We start from the raw sequence: 21,136 nt of genomic DNA on the forward strand, positions 1-21,136 counted from the left end.
TAATCCTACTCGATTCCTTCAATCCGGTCTTCAACTTCTTGGTACAACTCGCGCAGACGATCTAAATTCTCCTCACTAGTCTCCCAATAACCGCGTCCATTCACTTCCAATAAAGTTGATACAACCTTGCGGAAAGAATGGGGATTGAGGTTCATCAACCGTTTCTGCATTTCTTCATCTTTGATGAAGGTTTCGTTAGTATCCTCGTAAATCCAGTTATCCACAGCGCCAGCTGTCGCACTCCAACCCATTGTATTTACCAATCGCTTGGAGAGTTCGCGCACACCTTCATAACCGTGATTCAGCATCCCCTCATACCATTTGGGATTTAACAATTTAGTACGCGCATCTAAGCGCACGGTTTCTGATAATGTCCGCACCTGTGCGTTGGCTGTGGTCGTGTCTGCAATGTAAGATGCTGGTGTCTTACCATCACCGCGCAGACTTGCCACAAGCTTAGTGGGATCTGAATCGAAGTAGTGAGAAACATCCGTCAAACTAATCTCAGAAGAATCGAGATTTTGGAAAGTTGCATCAGCAGTTTTCAATGTACTTTCAAAAATCTTTCGAGATTCGTCCATGATTCCGGGGTTATCGGAATTGAAGGCGAAGGATTTGCGGTTGAGATACATTTCCTGTAACTCGGCTTCGCTATCCCAAGTGCTGTTTTCTACTGCCAAGTTAATATTTGATGAGTAGGAACCAGAAGCATTGGAGAAAACGCGTGTTGCTGCTTGACGCAGATTAATCCCCATGTTTTCAGCTTGTTGCAAAGCGTGTTTGCGAACAAAGTTCATTTCTAAAGGTTCATTTGCCTCAGCCGCCATCTTCACGCCTTGGTCTAGGAGGTTCATTTGGTTGATGAACAAGTCGCGGAATACACCAGAACAGTTGATTACTACATCAATTCTGGGGCGTCCCAATTCTTCTAAAGGTATCAATTCTAACTTGTTCACCCGTCCCAAGGCATCGGGAACGGGACGCACGCCCACCATCCACATAATTTGGGCGAGGGATTCACCGTAAGTTTTGATGTTATCGGTTCCCCAGAGGACACAAGCGATGGTTTCGGGCCATTTACCTTCGTCTTCCACCTTATTACGTGCCAAAAGCCTGTCTACGACAATTTTGGCTGATTGGACTGCTGCTGTTGTGGGGATGGATTGCGGATCGAGTGCATGAATATTTTTACCCGTAGGTAATACATCCGGGTTGCGGATGGGATCGCCACCGGGGCCGGGTAGGACGTACTCGCCTTCTAAACCTTTGAGTAATCCTCCCAGTTCGTTGTCAGCACAAACTTGCTGGAGGCAGAATTCYAAATACTCRAATAGGGGTTTGAGTGTGGGTGTATCAACTTTGGGATAACCTGCTTTATGCAATGCTTCTACCCAAGGTTCTTTTTTGCCCATGTTGAAAAAATTCAATCGGGAAACCAGAGAAACTCGTCCTTCCGCGTCGGTTTGCTCTTGCACAAGGGCGCTAACTGCTGCACGGGTGGCTAAGGTAATATCTTGCAATAACTGGACATCTTCTAAAATGCCTTTGTCGTTATTTTGGTAAATATCGTCAATGTTACGCCCAATGCTGTTGGCGATAATTCGGGGTAAGCCAACAAGTTCTTCTTCTTGACGATCTAAGCTAGCAATATTGACGAGAGTTGCGATCGCTTCTTCTGCACTTGGCGGTTTACCAATGATGTGCAACCCACAAGGCAGCAACCGAGACTCAATTTCCATCAATTTGCGGTAGACGWTGCCAACAATATTGTCGCGATCATCGGCACTCATTTCTCTGGCATCGGTTTCTGGCAGATTAATATCTTTATCCAGATTCACAATTCGGCATTTATCCATGATGGAGTTGACAATGGGAATGCCGCGTCCAGTATCTTTCAAGGTTTGATAAGAAGCAATCAATTCGCTGAGTTCCTTCAAACCTTTGTATAAACCAGCATTTTCTGCCGGCGGTGTCAAGTAAGAAATTGTTTCGGCATAACTCCGGCGCTTGGCAATTGTCGCCTCACTCGGATTATTAGCTGCGTAATAATATAGATTGGGAATTGAACCAATCAAATTATCTGGATAACATTCCCCAGACATCCCCATCTGTTTACCTGGCATGAATTCCAAGGAACCATGAGTGCCGAAGTGCAGCACTGCGTCGGCTTTCCAAATTTGCTCTAGGTAAGTGTAATAGGCAGCAAAACCGTGGTGGGGACTAGCGGAACGAGAGAACAACAGCCGCATCGGGTCGCCTTCGTAACCAAAGGTAGGTTGGACGCCGATAAAGACGTTACCGAATTGCTTACCATAAATCAGCAGGTTTTGCCCATCACTGTTGAGATGTCCCGGAGGTGGGCCCCAGTTTTCCTCTAAACGTTGAGAGTAAGGTGTCAGCGCTTCATACTCAGGAACCGACATTTTGTAAGCAACGTTCAGTTCCGGGCTGCTGTACTGCGCTTGGGCATCGTGGATGACTTCTTGCATCAGCGCTTCGGCTGATTCTGGCAATTCTGGTAAGTCGTAGCCGTTATTTTTCAGGGCTTTCATTACCTCGTAGATGGAACCGAAGACATCCAAGTAAGCGGCAGTTCCGACATTGCCTTTATCTGGCGGGAAGCTAAAAACGGTAATCGCAACTTTTTTATTCAGCTTCGGCTTGCGGCGCAGGTTAGCCCATTTTAAAGCGCGTTGGGCTACAGCTTCCATCCGGTCTTGGAGAGCGATCGCCTTTCCGGTTGTCCCATCCCTACCCGATAAAATTATCGGCTCGATTGCCCCATCTAATTCCGGGATCGCAATTTGCAAAGCTACTTGAATTGGATGTAACCCTAAATCGCTATCCATCCACTCTTCTGTGGTTTGGAAAACTAACGGTAACGCCACCATATAAGGACGGTTTAAGCGTTTGAGGGACTCAATTGCTTTGGGATGGTCTTGTCTGGCTGGTCCACCTACTAAAGCAAAACCAGTCAGCGATATTACTGCATCTACTAACTGTATATTAGTAGTCGGTTCATAAAAGTAGGCATCCACAGGCTTGGAGAAATCCAAACCACCAGCAAATACAGGTAACACCCGTGCGCCTAGTGCTTCCAACTCCTGCACCATTGCTACATAATGGGCGTCATCCCCGGTAACTAGGTGAGTGCGTTGCAATACTAACCCAATACAAGGAGCTAGGGGATCTTTTAAATCGCTAGAAATATCCTTACGAGCTGTATACCAATTAAGGTACTCTCTGACATCTTCAAACATACTGGGAGCCAAAGGATGCCAAATCCCTAAATCGGGATAAACCACTGGCTGCTCGTATGTAGAAGGTGCAAAATTTTGTTTGTCTAAACCTTTAAATACATATTTATCAGCTAGCATCAGTAAGAAGTTCTCCAGATTTTCGGGAGAACCACCTAGCCAATACTGAAAACTGAGCATGAAATTTCGCGCATCCTGTGCTTTATCCATTGGTAGGAACTTCAGCACTTGCGGCAGTGTTCGCAAAAGCTTCAGCATCCCATCTTGGAATCCCGCACCTGATTTTTCTTTGCGTTTCCGCATAAATTGGGCGATCGCACTTTTTGACTGACCCAACTGTGCCAAAGAAAAGCTGCCCATTTTACTCAGGCGCATGACTTCTGGCATCGAGGGAAAGACAACCGAAACGTCCAAGCGATCGCGGTGTGGTTCTACTGCTGCTACTACTTTCTGCGCTAAATCTTCGATAAAAATCAGAGAAGCGATGAAGATATTTGCATTCTCAATTTCTCGTTTGAACTCTTCGTAGTTCTCTGGGTCGCGGAGTTCCTCAATCAAGTACCCGCTGATTTCAATCGCTAAGTTAGGATTGTTCGCGTTAATCGTGCGAACTGCTTGCGACAATGCACTCTGGTACTGGGACTCAAGCACGACATAGACCACCTTGATTAAATTACGTCCGCGTAAATTATCTGGCGCAATGTGTCGAATGGTGGACTTGACGTGGGTGAACATGCTTCTTCGGCTCCTTTGATGCGTGTTCTCTACTGGAAGTTCATAGCGGCTGATGCCACTAAAATTAACTTGTTTTATTCGGCAATATGAGTTTTTTATCAGAAAATGCTTACCCACTGGGGATTTTATTCCTCATCTGACACAAATCGATATAAAAAATGCAATATTTATTAATGTATGTTGACAACTTATTTAAGTAATTACTTCTGTTTATGTAATACTTCTTTACATTGTTATTTAACTATTCAGTTATAAAGATTAATATAGCTTCTGCGATCGGAGAGATTTTGAATGTCTGTTAATAAAATCATTGATTAATACTACCAGTACAGGGATTGGATGTATATCTGGGGTTGTTTATCAGCACAAGATAATAACTGCTCATATCAAGTTCGGCTAATTACTTACAATTATTGTTGGTCTATTTGGTAATTGGGAAAAAGCGAATTGGTAATTGGAATAAATAACTGACGATTACCCGTTACCCATTACCTATTACCTGCCCTCACAGATATATATCATAAGTATTCAATCGGATTTGATATCAGTGGCAGCAGTAAACAGAAAGAAGATTAACGCAAGAATCGTTAATAATTAGCAGCCAAAAATATAAAATTATAAAAATAGGGAGTCAAGATTATTCTTACACTCCCCAGAATTTTTTAGTTATTAGGTGAAAAACTATGCGCCGACAGCTTCTTTTGCGGCGTACAATACTTCAGTTGATATCTCTTTGATGCCCCGATCGCGGGCAAATTTCTCAGTATTACGCTTCACTTTTCCGCGCACAAATCCCGGAATTTTATTCAATTCGGCTTGACCATCTTTTGTCCAGGTGAGGTCAGAATCAGCAGAAATTCCTTTAGTAATTACTTCTTTGGTATCATGACCTCCAAAGATTTCTAACAGATGATCTTCCATTCCCAAAGTGAAGGAATTGTAGATTAAATCTGTAATCTGATTTGTACCTTCGTAACCCATAAATGGTTTGTAACCAATGGGAAAATTCTGGATGTGGATAGGTGCAGCAATGACGCCGCAAGGAATATCCAATCGCTTACCAACGTGGCGTTCCATTTGCGTGCCGAAAATAGCAGAGGGTTCGACGCGGGCGATCGCATCTCCAATTGCGCCATGATCGTCTGTAATCAGCACTTCATCGCAATATTCGCTCACCTGTTCCCGGAACCAGTCTGCATCATATTTACAGTAGGTTCCAGCCCAAACTACGTGAATGCCCATTTCCCGTGACAAAATTTTCGTGATGGCGGCGGCGTGGGTGTTGTCCCCAAATACCACTGCTTTTTTACCAGTCAAGTTTTGACAGTCAATAGAACGCGAAAACCAAGCAGCCTGGGATACATGCAACGTTTGCTCGTTGATAAAGTCTTCATAGTTTACATCAGCACCTTGGGCGTTAATTACCTGCTGAATTTTTCGGATACAACGAGCAGTTTCCACTACACCCATTGGAGTAATGTCTATGTATGGCGTTCCGAATTCTGCTTCTAAATAACGAGCTGCCGCTAAGCCGAGTTCGCGGTAAGGTACTAAGTTAAACCAAGCTTTGGGCATTTTCTTCAATTCGTTAACTGAAGCGCCTTCCGGAATTACAGTATTCACTTCAATTCCCAAGTCAGCCATTAACCGCTTGAGTTCGGTGGAGTCGTGCTGGTTATGAAAACCAAGAGTGGAAATACCGATGATATTAACAGATGGCTTTTCAGTTTTGCCTGCTGGCAATTCGCCTTTTTTGCGGGCTTTTTCAATGTAGAATTGCACAATTTGATGCAGAGTGCGATCAGCTGCTTGCAGTTCGTTGTAGCGGTAATGGTTCACGTCCGCCAGCATTACGTCGCCTTTGGCTTCCAGCTGCGCCCGTTCCACAAAGTTGTGCAAGTCTTCTTGCAAGATGCTAGAAGTGCAGGTGGGAGTTAACACAATTAAATCTGGGCGTTCCTCGGCGTCTTTGCGGGTGATATTATCTACCACTTTTTCTTGAGAACCGCGTGCCAAAACGTTGCGATCGACGACGCTGGTTGTGACTGGGGTGAAGTTCCTCTCCCGTTCTAGCATCGAGCGCATGACGTTGAAGTAGTCATCGCCTAATGGAGCGTGCATGATTGCATGAACGTTTTTGAAAGAACTAGCAATCCGGAGAGTGCCGATATGGGCTGGGCCTGCATACATCCAGTAAGCCAATTTCATTAGTGTCTTTTCCCTTTTCAAGTCAAACAACACAGAGTCCTATAAGAGTTGGACTATAAGTGCATGATTATTTATTCAATCGTTTTTGATTGTCGCAAAACTTGGATCTCGGATGAAGTAAAGACTTGTAAGGGTTTTGTCTGGAGTCTGTAGGGGTAAGCATCGCCCAAACCTCGTTCCTGATTGGAATCTAGCTTTTGACTTTGACAATATTACTATTGCTTTTTCAAATAAATCTTAATTTTTCGGCAAATTTGTTTTCAATTCAGGGCGATGTATTAACTATTTAGCTGATTGTATAGCAGGAGGCAGTTCGCGTAGCATGTCGAAGACAAGGCAGCTATGCTGGAGGTAAAACATTACTGTTCCTAACATCCAGGCTTGTCATTATGTCCTAACCTTTTATTCGCTTGCTAAGGTTTGAGTCATCATTTATTCCTCGACTATTGACCGTTAACTGTTGATGGTTAAGAGTTAACAGTCAATAGAAACAGACATGATATTAGTTATTGCCGAAAAATTTCTACTTTTTCTAACACTACCTCTTGATTTGGACGGTCTCTAGTCGTAGGCACATTAGCGATACGGTTGACTACATCCATACCTTGGACAACTTCACCAAAGACACTGTGTTTGCGGTCAAGATAAGGCGTTGGTACTTCTGTAATGAACCATTGCGAACCATTAGTACCGGGGCCTGCATTAGCCATTGAGAGGATACCTGCACTAGAATGTTTCAATTCTGGATGAAACTCATCTGTAAATTGATATCCCGGACCACCAGTACCCCAGCGGTTGGCCATATCCAGATAACGACTTAGGGGATCGCCACACTGAATCATAAAATTAGGAATGACTCGGTGAAAGCGAACCCCATCGTAGGCAGGAGTACCTTTGAGAGATTGACCGGTTTTCGGGTCTTTCCAGTCGATTGTTCCAGTTGCTAGACCAACAAAATTTTTGACGGTATTAGGGGTTTTTTCTTCCTCTAAACGAACTACAATTTCGCCTAAAGAAGTAGTTAAACGAGCGTGAAGTTTGCCATTGCCGGGAATATTAATTTCTGGAAAATTCATGAGATATCCTATGAATGAAAACAGCCAGTACTTGACCTATGATAAGCCGAGCGGTATTCAAGTTGCAGGTTGATAAATTATGAAAAAACTCAACTTAAAATACTTGACAAAAAGAATATTTTACTCAGGTAAATTAATTGCTGGATTGCGGTTGAAGAATCCTCTAGGCGCTAGTTTAAATCCAACTCGATGAATTGGCATTACAGGCCAATCTTCCGATCGCGGAATATGAGTCACGCCCATTGTGTACCATAACACGATATCTTCACCCGTTAATGATTCATCATCTGTAATATATTTAGGTAAACCTTCTCCGGGTTGAGTTTGATTAGGATAATCACCGCCAGCGTACAGTTCGCTGGGTTTATATTTTGTTACCCAAACATGATGTGTGGCGAATTCTGCTCGTTGGCGGATTTTTGAGCCTTCTACAGGAAAAAATCTGGAATTTCCTTCTGGGATCAGCATATATCCAGGCGCAGCACCAAGAGCATTCTTTTTATCTGCGCTCACAATCATCCATTTGCGATTGTGTTTCATATCCATATCGCGCACAGCAGCCGTTTCTTTAATTAGTGGAGTTTCTACAAGTGCGATCGCATTTCCTGAAGAATTTTTTTCATCTATTGGTAAAGCGTTAACATTCATTTCTATCATCGAATTAGCTTTACCATCTACATCCAAATCTAGGCGATAGTTAAAAAAGTGCTGGTGATTTACTCCTATAATGTTTTTAGCAATCAAAGACCCATAGGAATTATCTTCAGATTTTTCGGCAGCTGTTCCCTGTGCCAGTACAATACCTGTTAATTCGTTTTGTACTTCTAAAGTTCCATCTTCGTGAAAAATCCAATTAATGCTGTAATCATAGTTGTCAATTGCCACTGTCATCGTCATCACTAATTCTCGATGGCGACGGACATCATTACGTTGAGTATTATATTCATAGTGCTTCCAGAGCATTCCATTATCGCGCTCGTAGATACCGATAACCCCTGGCATCTTGTAAGATTCTCCCTGTTCATTAGCAAATATTGCATCTAATAAAAGACCGTTTTCCGGAATTTCCTTACCTAACTCCATCTTATTTGCTAATAAACCAAAGTTATATTCACCAACATCAAAGGCATTTCTAAACGACCATGTAGGCTCAGGATTGCCATAAGGAACTACCATTTCCGAGAGGCTAGCACGATATAAAACTGGCCGGACATTTTCCCCATCTTTGGATGTCACTTGGTACAGCACCAATCCACTACGAGGATGCATTAGATAGCGAAATTTCCAACCTTCCCAGCTAATTTCGTTATCATGAATTTGGAAACTTTTACCATTAGGTTGGAGAATCTTTAACGCTTTGAGTGGTGAAAGTAATTTACCCAAAGACTTAACATCATAGTCCCAATTTTCTTCCGAGAAAGGTACTTTTCCCCTGTCAATCAAAGTGGCCATTTTACCTGTATTCAAATTGACTGTTGCTACTACTCCTTCAATCGGACTACCGTAATAGTTCCAATGTTTTCCTTTGTAATAAGATAAGCCTCGACAAAGGCGATTACCTGTTTTTTGTTCCTGTTCGCTTAGGACTCCTGGTGCCCACCAACTAATTTTAACTTGCTCAAAATCCGTAATTCCCCGCTTTCGCATCGCCGCTTGCCATCGGGGATCGGCTCTTACTACCTGGTTTGCTAGTTCATATTCTGAATTGAGGAGTGCAGGTTGGATAGAGGGTATTTCTTTCCAAGAACTTAAAGTTTTACTTGTTAAATCAACAACTCCTTCAAAGGTTTTATTTTGGGAACGTTCATAGATTATCAAAAAAGCTCGGCGTTTGAAAAGTTTACCAGGTGTGAAATTTAGAACTTCTTCTTTATCTGGTTCTTGTAAAGCAATAAGTGGAAAAACTGCCATTTCGCTCAAAGTTTTTTCTCTATTGATAACCGAAACAGCTGTAGTAATTTCTGCTTCTGTTAACGCACTTAAAGGATGGGAAATTGCAACCTGTTGAGCAGATAATCTTCCTATTAATCCAAATGAGATAGAAATGACAACAATGATAGTAATAGCTAGTCTAAAAAAATACCTTAGCCGCTTAATCATCTTTAACTTTTGACAAAAGACGTGATAGTTATCTATTTCCAAGGCAAAACTTCAAAACCGATAAATTAAGAGAAGAAAGCTAAATTAATTTGCTAGTAGTATTCCTGATTCCAAAATCTATGAGTTTAATCAATTGTTAGTTTTATATTCAAACCTGGTAACACTGTATACAGTTGTAGGAAATTAGAGTACATTGTCATGCAGCAAACGAATTCAGGTGACACGTACATTCTTTGGTGTTTGTGCTTGTTTGGTATCTGTGGCGGACAAAGATTTTACACCGCACAAATTGGTACTGGTTTGATATACCTCTTCACAGTCGGTTTTTTTGAAATTGGTCAACTCATCGATTTGGCACTGATTCCTGGTATGGTTGAAAAGCGAAATATTTATCTGCGTGGGCTATATAGTAATGGAACTCCTAATGTTAATCAATCAGTTACATTGAATATTGGTGAGATTCCACAACTTCAACAGTTACAGGCGATACAGTCACTAACGCAATCTACTGTTAGTCCGATGCAAAAGCTACTCACGGCTGCAAAGGAACATAATGGCTAACTTTCCATTGCTCAAGCAGCCATCTATACTGAGTTAGAATCAGAGCGTCTCAAAGAGTTGCTTGAAGAGGCAACCAAGATAGGGTATGCTCAAGTGAACAACGATCCAAATACTGGAGCTATCCGTTATCACTTTGATGTGTAACGTTTAGGATTAACTGTGATAGCGCTATAGCAAGGAAAATTACAAGGGAAATATTTAATATACTCTCACGTAATTAGCGATCGCTCTAGCTGCTATGGTTATATTGGCAAAGAGCGATCACGCTATGATAGCTAATATTTAGATGGATTTAGATATATTATGCAGAAACTAAACGACGTAAGGATTCAGCACGACGTTTAGCAATAGGATTATTGGGAGCAAATTTGAGTGCTTCTTCGTAAGTCTGTAATGCTTGAGTGTTTAATTTTTTCTTCTCATAAGCGTGACCGAGATTATTTAACCCTGTCACGTAGTCTGGTTGAGATTTGAGGGCTTCTTTGTACTGACGAATTGCTAAGTCATATTGCTCTTGAACAAAGTAAGCGTAACCTAGTCCATTGTAAATGGGGGCAATATTTTCTTCACCCTCTTCTGGGGCAGCTTTCAGAGCTTTTTGAAATAATGCGATCGCCTGGGAATATAATTTTTTTTCGGAATAAATACTGCCTAACTCGTAATATTCTTGAGTTGTGCCCTTTTCTTTCTCTAATTTCTTGCGTAATTTAGAAAAAGAGTTTTCAATCTTGCGAGTTTTGAAAATTTGGCGAAAAACACCCACAAGTGTAAATGCAAGCAGACCTACCAAAATTGAGAGATAAACTACAGCTAGATTATTATCCATTACCTACAAATAAAAATATTAAAAGTTACTTTTGTATCTATATTGTCATTTGTCATTTGTAAATATTAATCACCAATGACTAACTTATGGTAAACCCCAATATTGGGCGCGTTGAGCGAGCCAACCTTCTGCTATGTAACGAGCGATCGCTTGATTGAGTTGTCGTCTTAATTCATCGTACTGCAATCCTTTGGGCATTACTACAGATAAGGGTTCAGTTGATAGCTTGGTTGGCAGTAGATGATATTGCGGATATTCTTGTACCCAACCACCGAGAACGCTAGCATCTGCGGCAAAGGCTGCAACAGCGTTATTTTCTGTTTGCTCTCGCGCTTCTTGGTAAGAATTAACTCCTACTAACTCGCTGTTTGGCAAATAGTATTGTACTTTGGCAATTGTACTGGAGTTATTGAGTACAGCAATTTTTTGTTTTGCCAAATTCTTTAACTGCTGCACAGAAGCTTCTTTGGTAATTAATACAGTGCTATCTAAGTAGTAGGGAACGCTGAAATTAACTATCCGGGCGCGTGAAGCAGTTGCGGTTACCCTAGCGATAGCTAAATCAACTTTCTTGTCTAAGACTACGGACAAGCGATCGCGATTCGCTACGGGTTGAAATTTGACAGCATCTTTTTTACCTAGCAAATCAAGTGCTAACTGCTGTGCCAAGTCAATTTCAAAGCCTTGCAAATTGCCGCTATCATCTTTAAATCCCAAAGGACGTAAGTTATCTTTAACTGCAATAGTAAAATAACCCCGTCGCTGTATTTTTGGCATTTCAGCGGCAGATGCAATTAATCCTGTGCCGACGAAGCAAAAGTAGCAAATGAAAATTATAGTAGCGGATAATACCAGATGTAACCGAGTATTTTCGTGCCATCTGTTACATCGGTTATTCATCCGTTACCACCTTTATCTTTTAGCTTGATTGGCTAATTCAGCTACTTTGCCGAAGCTTGTAGGATCGAGTACTGCTAGTTGTGCCAACATTTTGCGATTTAGTTGCACATCAGCTTTTTTCAGATTGCCAATCAGCTGGCTGTAACTCAAGCCGTGTTGTCTTGCAGCAGCGTTGATCCGAGTAATCCACAAGCGACGAAAATCGCGCTTTTTCTTTTTGCGATCACGATAGGCACTCCGCAGTGCCTTCATCACTTGTTGGTTGGCAGTTCTAAACAGAGTTGAGTGGGAACCGCGAAAACCTTTAGCTAGTTTGAGAATTTTATTGCGGCGTTTGCGAGCTACGTTACCGCGTTTTACCCGTGTCATATACTTAATTTCCTACAAGGACTTACAAATATGGGAGCATCAAGCGCACATTTTCTTCATCGCGTTCGTGTACAAGTGTAGTCTTGGACAGGTTACGCTTTTTGTTGGAAGTTTTATGCTCTAAAAGGTGGTTTTTGAAAGCTTTGCGACGCACGATTTTGCCGCTGCCGGTGGCACGGAATCGCTTCGCTGCTGCTTTACGAGTCTTGAGTTTAGGCATTGTCTAGCTTTAATTCGACACAATCCCTCATTATATACCATCTGGATTGCTTCAATGGCAATTAATTCAACGATTTTAACTAATCGCAAAATTGTCAAAGGGAACTTGCCAGGAAATTTGGGGAGCGATCGCAAGGTTTATACCATCGAGAAAAATAATTAGATTGGTGCTGTGATGACAAAAGCACAATAATGTTACAATAGACTAATTTTTAAAGATTTAGTGAAGATATTCTAGGAAATATGTAACTTTACTTAAGTATTTATCCAAAAAAAGTACATCCAATTATAATTGATTTACACTTGAGAGGAAGAAATTTGTGCGTTCTTGAGTTAGTTAGGCAAACAGGCTAAAGCAGCTAATTTTATCTTTAATCCTTTCCTAACCATTCTTTAAGTCTGAGATGGTTTTTTAGTTAATAATTTGATGGAAACACTGACATTTGGGCGGTATTTCTCATGAATTTTCTTAGCGTTATCAGGGATACAGTTAGCAAAAATAGTGAAGAAGTATTTAATCTGCAATAAAGTTTAAGAACTTTTTGTAAAAAATATTAATTGACCATTATTGTATAGGAAAATTTTCTTTATCATCTTTTTGGAGACTAATACGATGTTTACTAATGCAGTAAAAAGTATGATCAAAAACACTCCCATTCACAAGTGGGAGTATATCGATCAAAAGATTGAGCTACGCAGGAAAGGAAAAAGAATACAATTTATAGAAGAATTTTTGCCAAAAAACGGAATTGGTGCGGAACTAGGAGTATTCAAAGGTCATTTGTCCCCTATTCTTCTGGAACATACTGATGCAAAAAAACTGCACCTTATCGACCCTTGGTATTTCTTGGCAGCTACTTGGCCATGGGCAAACGGCAACCAAAGTACGGTTGATGCTTTGAGAAAAATTCTGCAAACCTTTAAACAAGAAATTGAAGATGGACGTATCCTAATACATGTGGGCGATGATGTTCAAGTACTTACCACCTTTTGTGATCAATATTTTGACTGGGTTTATATTGATACATCTCATGAGTATGAACATACTAAGCGCGAGTTGCAGATACTAGCTAATAAAGTTAAGGAAAATGGTGTAATAGCAGGGGATGATTGGCAGCCTGACCCAAGTCGTAGGCATCATGGAGTTTATCAAGCTGTAAATGAGTTTGTTGGTTCTCAAGAGTATAGTCTCGTATACTCCGATCCAGATACTAAGCAATGGGCAATAAAGAAGAGATAATATCAAGTTCGCTTAATTACTTATAATTCAAAATTCTTTGCATACTTGTGTAAGGGCGTCAGCCCTATTTAAAACTATTCATCAGAACATGATGTAGCGCTGCCGTAAAGCTTGGTGGTTATGCTGCTTAGTACGCGTTTGGAGAAGATTTATTTGGCTATCATTGCTGAAGTGGCGACACATTCAGGAAACTGGCGCTTTAATGCCGGAAAAACCGGACAAGGCGCTTGTTCTTGTAAATTTTCTGGTTTACTCCAAGTAAAGGGGGCTTTCTGTGCCGCAGACATCCATAATAAAAGCTTTGCTCGTGTCATAGCAACGTAGAGTAAACGGTACTCTTCAGATATTTTTAACTGCTTTGCCAGCTCCCATGCTTGTGTCACATCTGGTATGGTAGATTCTCCGTGCAGAGCAGCACGAATTTGGGCACGGGCTACTTCTGATAAGGTAAAATCGCCTAAGAATTGGCTTTGGGGAGGAACCCAAAATCTTCCCGGAATTAAGTTTTCGTGCAGAAAGGGAATAAAAACATAATCCCAGTCCAGTCCTTTGGCTTTGTGCATAGTAATGATGGTTAGTTGACCGCGACGAGTGTAACGTTCTTCGGAATCTTCGGTTTCCACTGGTTCAAACCGTTCAGAACTAACGATTTCACTTAAAGCTGACAGCATTGCCCTCATTGAACTATTGCTAGCTACCTGCTGATTTACCCGTTCTGCTAATTTATCAGCAGTTGCCAATTCCGCCTGGTCGTAATTTAAGGTCAAGGCGAGGAAAGAAATTAGTTGATACAGGGGCAGTTCCAAACGAGCGCGGAGTAAACTGCGACATAAGTGTGCGGCTTTTTGTACTGGTTCTGACTGGGGTGCTGCTAGAGGACTCGGATACAAAAATTCTTCTGGAAGACTAGCAAGGGCGTTGAGGTCTTGAGTAGAAATTAGCTGACGCTGCACCAATGTTTCTAGTGCAGCTTTGAGGTAATCAGGAGAGTGGGGTCGATCGCAAAATTGTAGCAATGCCAAAATTTCTTGGGGTACATGAGAGCGGCGATCGCGTTCTCCCACATCATAAAGTGTAATATTATGCTCTTTGCACACAGGTGCTAAAGCCTCAGCCAGCCATCGTCCTTGGCGATTCTCTCGCACTAAAATCGCTGCACTATTTTTTGTAGGATCTTTGCCAAATAACTCGATCGCTCTTTGAGATAACAATTCAACGGTGTGATGAATATCACGCGGAGTATATAATTCCAGTCCTCGTCCTACTGGTGCTGGATTGGCATTCGTTTGCGGATCACCAGCATCAACAGGGCGAATTGTCTGTAAGCGAAATGGTACTTGTCGATTATCAGTATCAGGTAATGGAGACTTTGTAGAGACGCGATTCATCGCGTCTGGGTTACGGTTAGTTGTTGACCACTGATTATTGATCCATTTAAGAGCAAAGTTAGCAGCTTCAATAATTATTTTCGTACTGCGACCGGCTCGATCCATCGTCGCCAATCGTTGAATGCGATCGCACTCTTGGCAAAATTGCCGAAAATAAATTGGATCGGCTGGGGTAAAAGTGGAGTTAATCGCCTGGTTGGGGTCGCCGACGCGCACCAAGTTGAGTGCTGAGTGCTGAGTTGGAAATTCTCCCCATCTCCCCATCTCCTCATCTTCAGAATTACTTGCCAAAATTTCCAACAACCGCGTCTGTAGGGGACTAGAATCTTGGGCTTCATCTTCAAAGACGGCGAAAACTTGGTTTTGCTCAATGCGGCGGGCGCTGTCGTTTTCTAAAACCCGTAGTGCAGCTAAAATCATCTCGTCATAGTCAATGAAGTCACGCGATCGCATTAAATTTTGATATTGCTCGTACAATCCGGCTGCTACACTTAAAATTGCATATTCGTCTGTGGTTTGTTCGCTCCATTCTTGCAATAATTCTGGCGATATCCCAGAACTTTTAGCTTCATGAATTACTGTATTAGCTAATTCTGGTAAGACTTCTGTCCGCAGTACAGATTGGCGACGTAACCTTTCTGTCTCTTCTCCATCAAATTGATGACCTTCTAATAACCGCAAATAACGTTCTGGATTATTTCCAATCCATTGCTCTACGGCTGTGCGGATTAAGCGGTGACTTTGAGTTGGTGTAATTAATGTGACGTATTCTAACTGCAACCCTGATAAATCGGGATGGCGACTGGCAATGTTCAACGCTAAACCATGCAAAGTATAGACAAAAAAGCCTGTTTGAGGTAGAGATAAATCATCTCGTAAGTATTTGCGAATCTTGGTTTTAATATTGGCAGCAGCGGAGCGAGTAAAAGTGACAACCACTAACTGACGGCGCAAAGATGAGCGCGATTCAGCAGAGCGTTCATACTGCCGTGCAAGCGCGATTGCTGCCGCAGCCGCCATTCCAGTGGATTTACCTGCACCAGGAACGGCGGAAATAGCTAGAGGCCCAGATTGCCAGTCAGCCATTTGTTGCTGTCCGGGACGCAGACTATTGCGGATGCGTGCTATAGCTTCTGCCCGGAGAGATGACACGGGCGATCGCTGCAATACTTCTGAATCGAGATGTTCTTGAGGCACGGTAACAGTGAGGTTATTCTTTCTGAATATAGCGGTTCTTAGGTCTTGTGTGTAACTTTGCGTCCCCAGGATGAAGGTGATAAGGGAAATGGGGGAGTTTGACGTTTTGAACCCGGAAGTTGCAGCTTTGAACTCGAACGTTGAGCCTTTGAACCTGGAAGTTGCAGCTTTGAACTCGAACGTTGAGCCTTTGAACCTGGAAGTTGCAGCTTTAAACTCGAATGTTGAGCCTTTGAACTCGAATATTGAGCCTTTGAACCTGGAAGTTGCAGCTTTGAACTCGAATGTTGAGCCTTTGAACCTGGAAGTTGCAGCTTTGAACTCGAACGTTGAGCCTTTGAACCTGGAAGTTGCAGCTTTGAACTCGAACGTTGAGCCTTTGAAGTTCAAACTTTAAGTTTTATAGCCGTAGTCACACACGTTAGGACACTTGAAAAGGGTGAATGCAATAGTTTTACCTCCTGCCTCCTGCTATAACTCTCCTCCTCATCTCCTTGTTCGCCACTAATTGATTCTGATTCCTGAATTCTTCTTCAGAGAAAACAGCTACAACAGGATTATGGTCGCTTAAGTTATCCCAAGTCGGTGCAGAAAGTACTTTGCATTCATCAAGATATTGATACCAACAAGCAGGTGCAAAAATACCATCGCAATGGTAAGGCTTTGTCTGGTCACCACTCCAGCGTAGTGTTTGTGGCAAATTGGTTGATGTAGCGATTGCAAACGCCGAAGTAATCTATCAATACCATGTTATTTATTTTTGCTATATGATATAAAAATTTACATTAAATAGACCCTTCGACACTGAACACACTGGTTTATGGGTAAACTAAAAAAGCACTGGCTATCCCAGCAGCATAAGGCTTAGAGGTTACCACAGAAAACTTAAAGGGGTATACAAAATGCTCAAGACAAGTTACGACTTTGACCAGGCTATCCTACCTGTAGGATCTTCATTAAAGACTAATATTCTGCTACGTTTTCGTGCTGATATAGCTGAATCTCCCCGACGTAACCTGAATCTTTCCCTGGTAATTGACCGCTCAGGCTCTATGGCAGGCGCTCCCTTACATCATGCGCTTAGAGCCGCTGAATCTGTGGTGGAGCGACTTGAGCCAGAGGACATTTTCTCAGTGGTTGTTTACGATGATGAAGTAGACACGGTTGTAACGCCTCAACCTGTGAAAGACAAAGCTGCACTGAAAAATTCGATTAAAAAAGTTAGAGCAGGAGGTATTACTAACTTATCCGGCGGATGGCTCAAAGGCTGCGAACATGTAAAGACGCAACTCGATCCGCAAAAAATTAACCGTGTTCTATTGCTTACTGATGGTCATGCCAATATGGGTATTCAAGACCCGAAAATACTAACGGCGACATCGGGGCAAAAAGCCGAGGAAGGGATCGCCACAACTACTTTAGGTTTCGATCAAGGTTTCAACGAAGACTTGCTGATTGGTATGGCAAGGGCTGCTAACGGCAATTTCTACTTTATTCAAAGTATTGATGAAGCAACTGAAGTTTTTAGCATTGAGTTAGATAGTCTCAGAGCAGTAGTAGGTCAGAATCTCAAGGTGAGAGTTGAGTTGGCTGATGGTGTCAGTCTTGTAGATACCTTAAGTTTGGCTAAAGTCAGCCATGATGCGGGTGAAACTGTCATCACCTTGGGAGAGCTTTATGAGGGTGAAGACAAACTTTTGGGGTTGAGTCTAGAGATACCCTCTACTCAAGTCGGTGAATTACCTGTGATGAAGTTGCATTACACTGCTGATGTTGTGCAAAATGACGTAATTCAAAGTGTATCCGGTACAACGGATGTCGTTGCAAAAGTTGGTACTGTTGAGGAAGCAGCTCTAGCCTCTTCGAGCCATATCATCCTTGAACTCAGCCGCCTCAACATCGCCAAAGCTAAAGAGATAGCCCTCGATTTAGCTGAGCATGGCAAACATGAAGAAGCTGAGCAAATCCTCCGGGCGCTGGTGAAAGATTTGCGCGATAGAGGGTTGAATGAGAATTTTGAAATTGCTGAAGAGATAGATCAGTTAGAGTATTTCGCGGGTCGCATCGCCCAAAAAGCTCTCGGAAATGCTGGACGTAAAGAACTGCGGGATCAAAGTTTCCAGACGATGACGCGCAATCGCAGCGATTTGGTAGCTCGCGGTGTCACAGCCGGCGATGAAGTGTACGCGATGTCGGTTGTCAATGAAGTTGGTTCGGGCGTAGAGCTACACTGTCTGCGTGAAGGGGGTAAGCTGCGAATCAAAGTCATATCCGATGGCTACGATTCCACCAAGAACGTCCAGTTTCCACGAGCAATTCGTGCTGAAGGTGCACGCTATGTAGTTGAAGGATTGGAACCTTCAAACGATGGGAGTTTCTACCGTGTCAGTGGTAACATCACCCGTCTTGCTCGACCTGGGGAAGCAGATATCTTCGTTGCCCCTAGACAATCAAGGTCAACTAGCACAGGCAAAGCATCCAAAGGCCCCGCTAGTGCCGCCGACCTACCAACAATTGATGCTATAAAGGATGGCATTCTCGTTCAGTGCGTCAAAGATGGCAGCAAGCTTCGTGCTAGGGTAGTTTCCGACGGATATGAACCCGATTGGAACATGCGTTTTCCGCGATCGGTTCGTGAGGAAGGAATGCTTTACGTCGTTGATGAAATCAAAATCGGCCCTGATGGCAAGTCCTATATTGCCTGTGGTGAAATTAAGCGATTTGTACAACCTACCATCACMAATTAATATCAGCAACAAATGAAACAAGGATATATAGCAGTTTTTGCTGGAATTCAGAGGGTTGCATGGTTAGCGTTGCGTGGTTAAGGAACCCACGCTTAAAAACGTGGGATTGAGACAAGGACGCTTTATACCGGGCTGCGCCCCGCTACGCTAACGTGCTACGCATCTCGGTATAATTCTTTTTTGAAACTGGGCTTTAAACCCAGAATTAAAGTTTTTATTTATACCCCACACCCTGTTTTTTTGTAAAACTATTACTGTTGCTAGCCTTCACGCTTGTCATTATGTCCTAAAGGGTGTGACTACGGCTGTAGAATTCAGAATTAATTAGTAGCGGCTTTTAATCTGTCACTAATGAAACGTCAGTCTCCAACAAAGGCGCACGTTTATTTTTGCGGTAATTACAGTCTCAGTTCTTGTACCTTTTTCAACCTTCCAACTGATCTCACTTAAATCTACATATTTAGTGTTCTGTTTCACCGTTTATTCATCCACTATTCACACAGAATTTTCAAGCTGAATTCTGGCTCGTGACTCTTTAATATTCATTGTTAAATAGAACACACTTAATAATCTAAGCGATTATGCCCACTGTGTATGTCTTAAGAATGAAGATTTCGGCTATGACATTGAGAAGTATTAAGGGGGTGTGGGAGAGTTCTGATTTTGTTTAACCAATATCAACTCAACAAAGGAATTTATCATGGTTAATCCAATTCAATCTGTTGATCTCGAAACCACCATTGCGGCGCTGCAACAAGACCCAACCAAAATCTCAAGCAACAAAGCCTTCGCTATCATTGACGCTTGGCAGCAAAAGCTTGAGGGTGATGATATTGCTGAAGATTTGGGTGAACTCAAAGAAGCTATCCAAAGTCGAGACACCGCCGCTATTTCTAGAATTCTCACTGACTTAGGTGAGGATACAACAGGAGTTGCGACAGATCTTCCTGCTGATGTTGCTGCAAAAGTGCAGCAACTTGGATCGTTGCTTAAGCAAGTAGGCTCAAGAGCAAAGTAGGTTTGACTTTTGTAGCTAGTTCTGTAAAAAAGTAAATTGCAACGATTGTTGTTGATTAAGTCGGGATTGAGTTTGACCAAGCTGGATATTCAGTAGTTCAGTTGTTGAACTCAATTCCAAAATCAATGACTATTTGAGAAACACAGTATTGGTAAGTTATTACGCCTCGATCGCCGGCTCGTAATCATTTGGGTTGTCAAAGCCTGCAATCCAAGCAGCAGCTTGATGACAGCTTTGMATATATGGGGGAACGCGCAAAACATGAATGTGTCCTGTGGATGGACAAGTGACTTTCAAAACCATAAACGGCTCGTCATCCTCAAAAGGAATGCAGATAAGTTGACGCTCTCCACCAGCGTCTCTATCTCGATGACGGACTAACCCTCCCACTTGCTGCAAAAATGTCTCGTATCCCAAACGTTCAATTAGTACACGCCGTAACTCAACGTTCTCAATATTGAGGATATCTTGCCCACTTATCGAGTCTGATTCAAAGGCAATGGTATCGCTCACCTGCACACCTCGCCAGCGCAAAACGAAACCATGCCCTCTAGGTAAACTGGTAATGCCGCTCCCAGCTAACTCAATCCAATGGGTGACGTGGAGACCTTTGGAAACAGAAGTCAGATTCACACAATCGCTGATATCTAGACTTTCACAAGTAAGATTTTCAGGTAAATTGTGAAGTCGCAATGCACCGCTTAAATCCAAATGACCCAAAACGCGCATTCCATCCCATGCACGATGCTCAAGGATGAGTTTTCTAGCACGTTCACCTGATATCGGCTCGTGGCTTTCTTTTGGGCGCTGCTGAACTGGTTTATTCGGCACCCGCCCATTTGACATTATCCTCAGCATTAGTCTGCGACCTCTACGTAAGCGTCAGGGCGGTATTCACGTTGTCTCCAGACGCGGTAAAGTCCTTGAGGTAATTCAATCGCGCGATGTTCTTCATGAACTAAGGTCGCAGTTGGTTGTTTAACCTCAAGATAAAGTTCGCTACCATTTACCCACAACTGAATAGCATCCGATTGCTGAATGCGATGGCTGTGTCCTGTGAGTTCACCATGAGCCAGAGTCGCACCTACACCTTTTTGAGCGTTTATCGGTAAGCTAGCAATTCGTCTAAGCAGAACATCGCCATGTCTGTAGAGCATACCAGCTTGATGAGCTTGAGAGTTATTACGGTTGTTCAACATACCTTTATTATACAAGATATTGGTCATTTGTTATTTGTCCTTTGTCCTTAGTGAAATGATGAGTTTTAACTAATGACCAATGACCAATGACTAATG

At 42.5% G+C, this 21,136-nt stretch carries 17 protein-coding genes; 5 read left to right on the plus strand and 12 right to left on the minus strand.

Annotated features, from left to right (window positions below):
* Positions 1-5: 5 nt before the first annotated feature.
* The 4 genes from FCR06_RS18305 to FCR06_RS18320 form a co-directional block, all read right to left on the minus strand.
* Entirely contained in the window at positions 6-3,992 is a 3,987-nt protein-coding gene (locus tag FCR06_RS18305; RefSeq protein WP_138502184.1) for a magnesium chelatase subunit H, read from the minus strand.
* A gap of 681 nt (positions 3,993-4,673) precedes the next feature.
* Positions 4,674-6,200, minus strand: coding sequence for a ferredoxin:protochlorophyllide reductase (ATP-dependent) subunit B (gene bchB / locus FCR06_RS18310; RefSeq protein WP_138502186.1), 1,527 nt, complete (start codon positions 6,198-6,200; stop codon positions 4,674-4,676).
* A gap of 506 nt (positions 6,201-6,706) precedes the next feature.
* The gene (locus FCR06_RS18315) at positions 6,707-7,276 is read right to left on the minus strand and encodes a peptidylprolyl isomerase (protein ID WP_138502188.1); all 570 of its coding nucleotides are present in this window, start codon (positions 7,274-7,276) and stop codon (positions 6,707-6,709) included.
* A 120-nt stretch (positions 7,277-7,396) separates the two neighbouring features.
* Positions 7,397-9,376: a primary-amine oxidase gene (locus FCR06_RS18320; RefSeq protein WP_138502190.1), complete on the minus strand. Its 1,980-nt coding sequence runs from the start codon at positions 9,374-9,376 to the stop codon at positions 7,397-7,399.
* 198 nt (positions 9,377-9,574) lie between these two features.
* On the opposite strand from FCR06_RS18320, the gene FCR06_RS18325 reads away from it, so the two are divergent.
* Entirely contained in the window at positions 9,575-9,937 is a 363-nt protein-coding gene (locus FCR06_RS18325; protein WP_223280187.1) for an NINE protein, read from the plus strand.
* A gap of 301 nt (positions 9,938-10,238) precedes the next feature.
* Here FCR06_RS18325 and FCR06_RS18330 read toward each other — a convergent pair whose 3' ends face one another.
* From FCR06_RS18330 to rpmI, 4 genes are all read right to left on the minus strand, one after another.
* Positions 10,239-10,763, minus strand: a complete 525-nt coding sequence (locus tag FCR06_RS18330; RefSeq protein WP_138502193.1) for a tetratricopeptide repeat protein — start codon at positions 10,761-10,763, stop codon at positions 10,239-10,241.
* Between the two features lie 84 nt (positions 10,764-10,847).
* Complete coding sequence (locus FCR06_RS18335) at positions 10,848-11,663, minus strand: transporter substrate-binding domain-containing protein (protein ID WP_138502195.1); 816 nt, start codon at positions 11,661-11,663, stop codon at positions 10,848-10,850.
* Between the two features lie 12 nt (positions 11,664-11,675).
* Positions 11,676-12,032: a 50S ribosomal protein L20 gene (rplT, locus tag FCR06_RS18340; RefSeq protein WP_138502197.1), complete on the minus strand. Its 357-nt coding sequence runs from the start codon at positions 12,030-12,032 to the stop codon at positions 11,676-11,678.
* 22 nt (positions 12,033-12,054) lie between these two features.
* Entirely contained in the window at positions 12,055-12,252 is a 198-nt protein-coding gene (gene rpmI, locus FCR06_RS18345) for a 50S ribosomal protein L35 (protein ID WP_138502199.1), read from the minus strand.
* A 612-nt stretch (positions 12,253-12,864) separates the two neighbouring features.
* Between rpmI and FCR06_RS18350 the strand changes: the two genes are divergently transcribed.
* Entirely contained in the window at positions 12,865-13,491 is a 627-nt protein-coding gene (locus FCR06_RS18350; protein WP_138502201.1) for a class I SAM-dependent methyltransferase, read from the plus strand.
* A gap of 149 nt (positions 13,492-13,640) precedes the next feature.
* Here FCR06_RS18350 and FCR06_RS18355 read toward each other — a convergent pair whose 3' ends face one another.
* The gene (locus FCR06_RS18355; RefSeq protein WP_138502203.1) at positions 13,641-16,076 is read right to left on the minus strand and encodes an ATP-dependent helicase; all 2,436 of its coding nucleotides are present in this window, start codon (positions 16,074-16,076) and stop codon (positions 13,641-13,643) included.
* 88 nt (positions 16,077-16,164) lie between these two features.
* Here FCR06_RS18355 and FCR06_RS18360 point away from each other — a divergent pair, with 88 nt between their 5' ends.
* Positions 16,165-16,473 (plus strand): hypothetical protein, encoded by a 309-nt coding sequence (locus tag FCR06_RS18360; RefSeq protein WP_138502205.1) that lies wholly within the window; start codon positions 16,165-16,167, stop codon positions 16,471-16,473.
* Positions 16,474-16,530: 57 nt separating this feature from the next.
* On the opposite strand, the gene FCR06_RS18365 is transcribed toward FCR06_RS18360, so the two are convergent.
* Positions 16,531-16,776: a hypothetical protein gene (locus FCR06_RS18365; protein WP_138502207.1), complete on the minus strand. Its 246-nt coding sequence runs from the start codon at positions 16,774-16,776 to the stop codon at positions 16,531-16,533.
* A 202-nt stretch (positions 16,777-16,978) separates the two neighbouring features.
* Here FCR06_RS18365 and FCR06_RS18370 point away from each other — a divergent pair, with 202 nt between their 5' ends.
* Both FCR06_RS18370 and FCR06_RS18375 read left to right on the plus strand, forming a co-directional pair.
* Positions 16,979-18,823, plus strand: a complete 1,845-nt coding sequence (locus FCR06_RS18370; protein WP_138502209.1) for a vWA domain-containing protein — start codon at positions 16,979-16,981, stop codon at positions 18,821-18,823.
* A 700-nt stretch (positions 18,824-19,523) separates the two neighbouring features.
* Positions 19,524-19,841 (plus strand): hypothetical protein, encoded by a 318-nt coding sequence (locus tag FCR06_RS18375; protein ID WP_138502211.1) that lies wholly within the window; start codon positions 19,524-19,526, stop codon positions 19,839-19,841.
* Positions 19,842-20,000: 159 nt separating this feature from the next.
* Here FCR06_RS18375 and FCR06_RS18380 read toward each other — a convergent pair whose 3' ends face one another.
* Positions 20,001-20,687, minus strand: coding sequence for a DUF6745 domain-containing protein (locus FCR06_RS18380; RefSeq protein WP_223280188.1), 687 nt, complete (start codon positions 20,685-20,687; stop codon positions 20,001-20,003).
* An 11-nt stretch (positions 20,688-20,698) separates the two neighbouring features.
* Entirely contained in the window at positions 20,699-21,067 is a 369-nt protein-coding gene (locus tag FCR06_RS18385) for a hypothetical protein (RefSeq protein WP_223280189.1), read from the minus strand.
* Between the last annotated feature and the right edge of the window lie 69 nt (positions 21,068-21,136).

The organism is Nostoc sp. PA-18-2419 (genome assembly GCF_005869855.1).
Taxonomy (GTDB): Bacteria; Cyanobacteriota; Cyanobacteriia; order Cyanobacteriales; family Nostocaceae; genus Nostoc.

What these genes read in the sequence shown, in the direction of transcription:
- FCR06_RS18320 (WP_138502190.1), bottom strand. Translation starts at nt 9,376, where the DNA reads ATGATTAAGCGGCTAAGGTATTTTTTTAGACTAGCTATTACTATCATT.
- FCR06_RS18315 (WP_138502188.1), bottom strand. Translation starts at nt 7,276, where the DNA reads ATGAATTTTCCAGAAATTAATATTCCCGGCAATGGCAAACTTCACGCT.
- bchB (WP_138502186.1), bottom strand. Translation starts at nt 6,200, where the DNA reads ATGAAATTGGCTTACTGGATGTATGCAGGCCCAGCCCATATCGGCACT.
- FCR06_RS18375 (WP_138502211.1), top strand. Translation starts at nt 19,524, where the DNA reads ATGGTTAATCCAATTCAATCTGTTGATCTCGAAACCACCATTGCGGCG.
- FCR06_RS18335 (WP_138502195.1), bottom strand. Translation starts at nt 11,663, where the DNA reads ATGAATAACCGATGTAACAGATGGCACGAAAATACTCGGTTACATCTG.
- FCR06_RS18330 (WP_138502193.1), bottom strand. Translation starts at nt 10,763, where the DNA reads ATGGATAATAATCTAGCTGTAGTTTATCTCTCAATTTTGGTAGGTCTG.
- FCR06_RS18325 (WP_223280187.1), top strand. Translation starts at nt 9,575, where the DNA reads ATGCAGCAAACGAATTCAGGTGACACGTACATTCTTTGGTGTTTGTGC.
- FCR06_RS18385 (WP_223280189.1), bottom strand. Translation starts at nt 21,067, where the DNA reads ATGACCAATATCTTGTATAATAAAGGTATGTTGAACAACCGTAATAAC.
- rpmI (WP_138502199.1), bottom strand. Translation starts at nt 12,252, where the DNA reads ATGCCTAAACTCAAGACTCGTAAAGCAGCAGCGAAGCGATTCCGTGCC.
- rplT (WP_138502197.1), bottom strand. Translation starts at nt 12,032, where the DNA reads ATGACACGGGTAAAACGCGGTAACGTAGCTCGCAAACGCCGCAATAAA.
- FCR06_RS18350 (WP_138502201.1), top strand. Translation starts at nt 12,865, where the DNA reads ATGTTTACTAATGCAGTAAAAAGTATGATCAAAAACACTCCCATTCAC.
- FCR06_RS18360 (WP_138502205.1), top strand. Translation starts at nt 16,165, where the DNA reads ATGGGGGAGTTTGACGTTTTGAACCCGGAAGTTGCAGCTTTGAACTCG.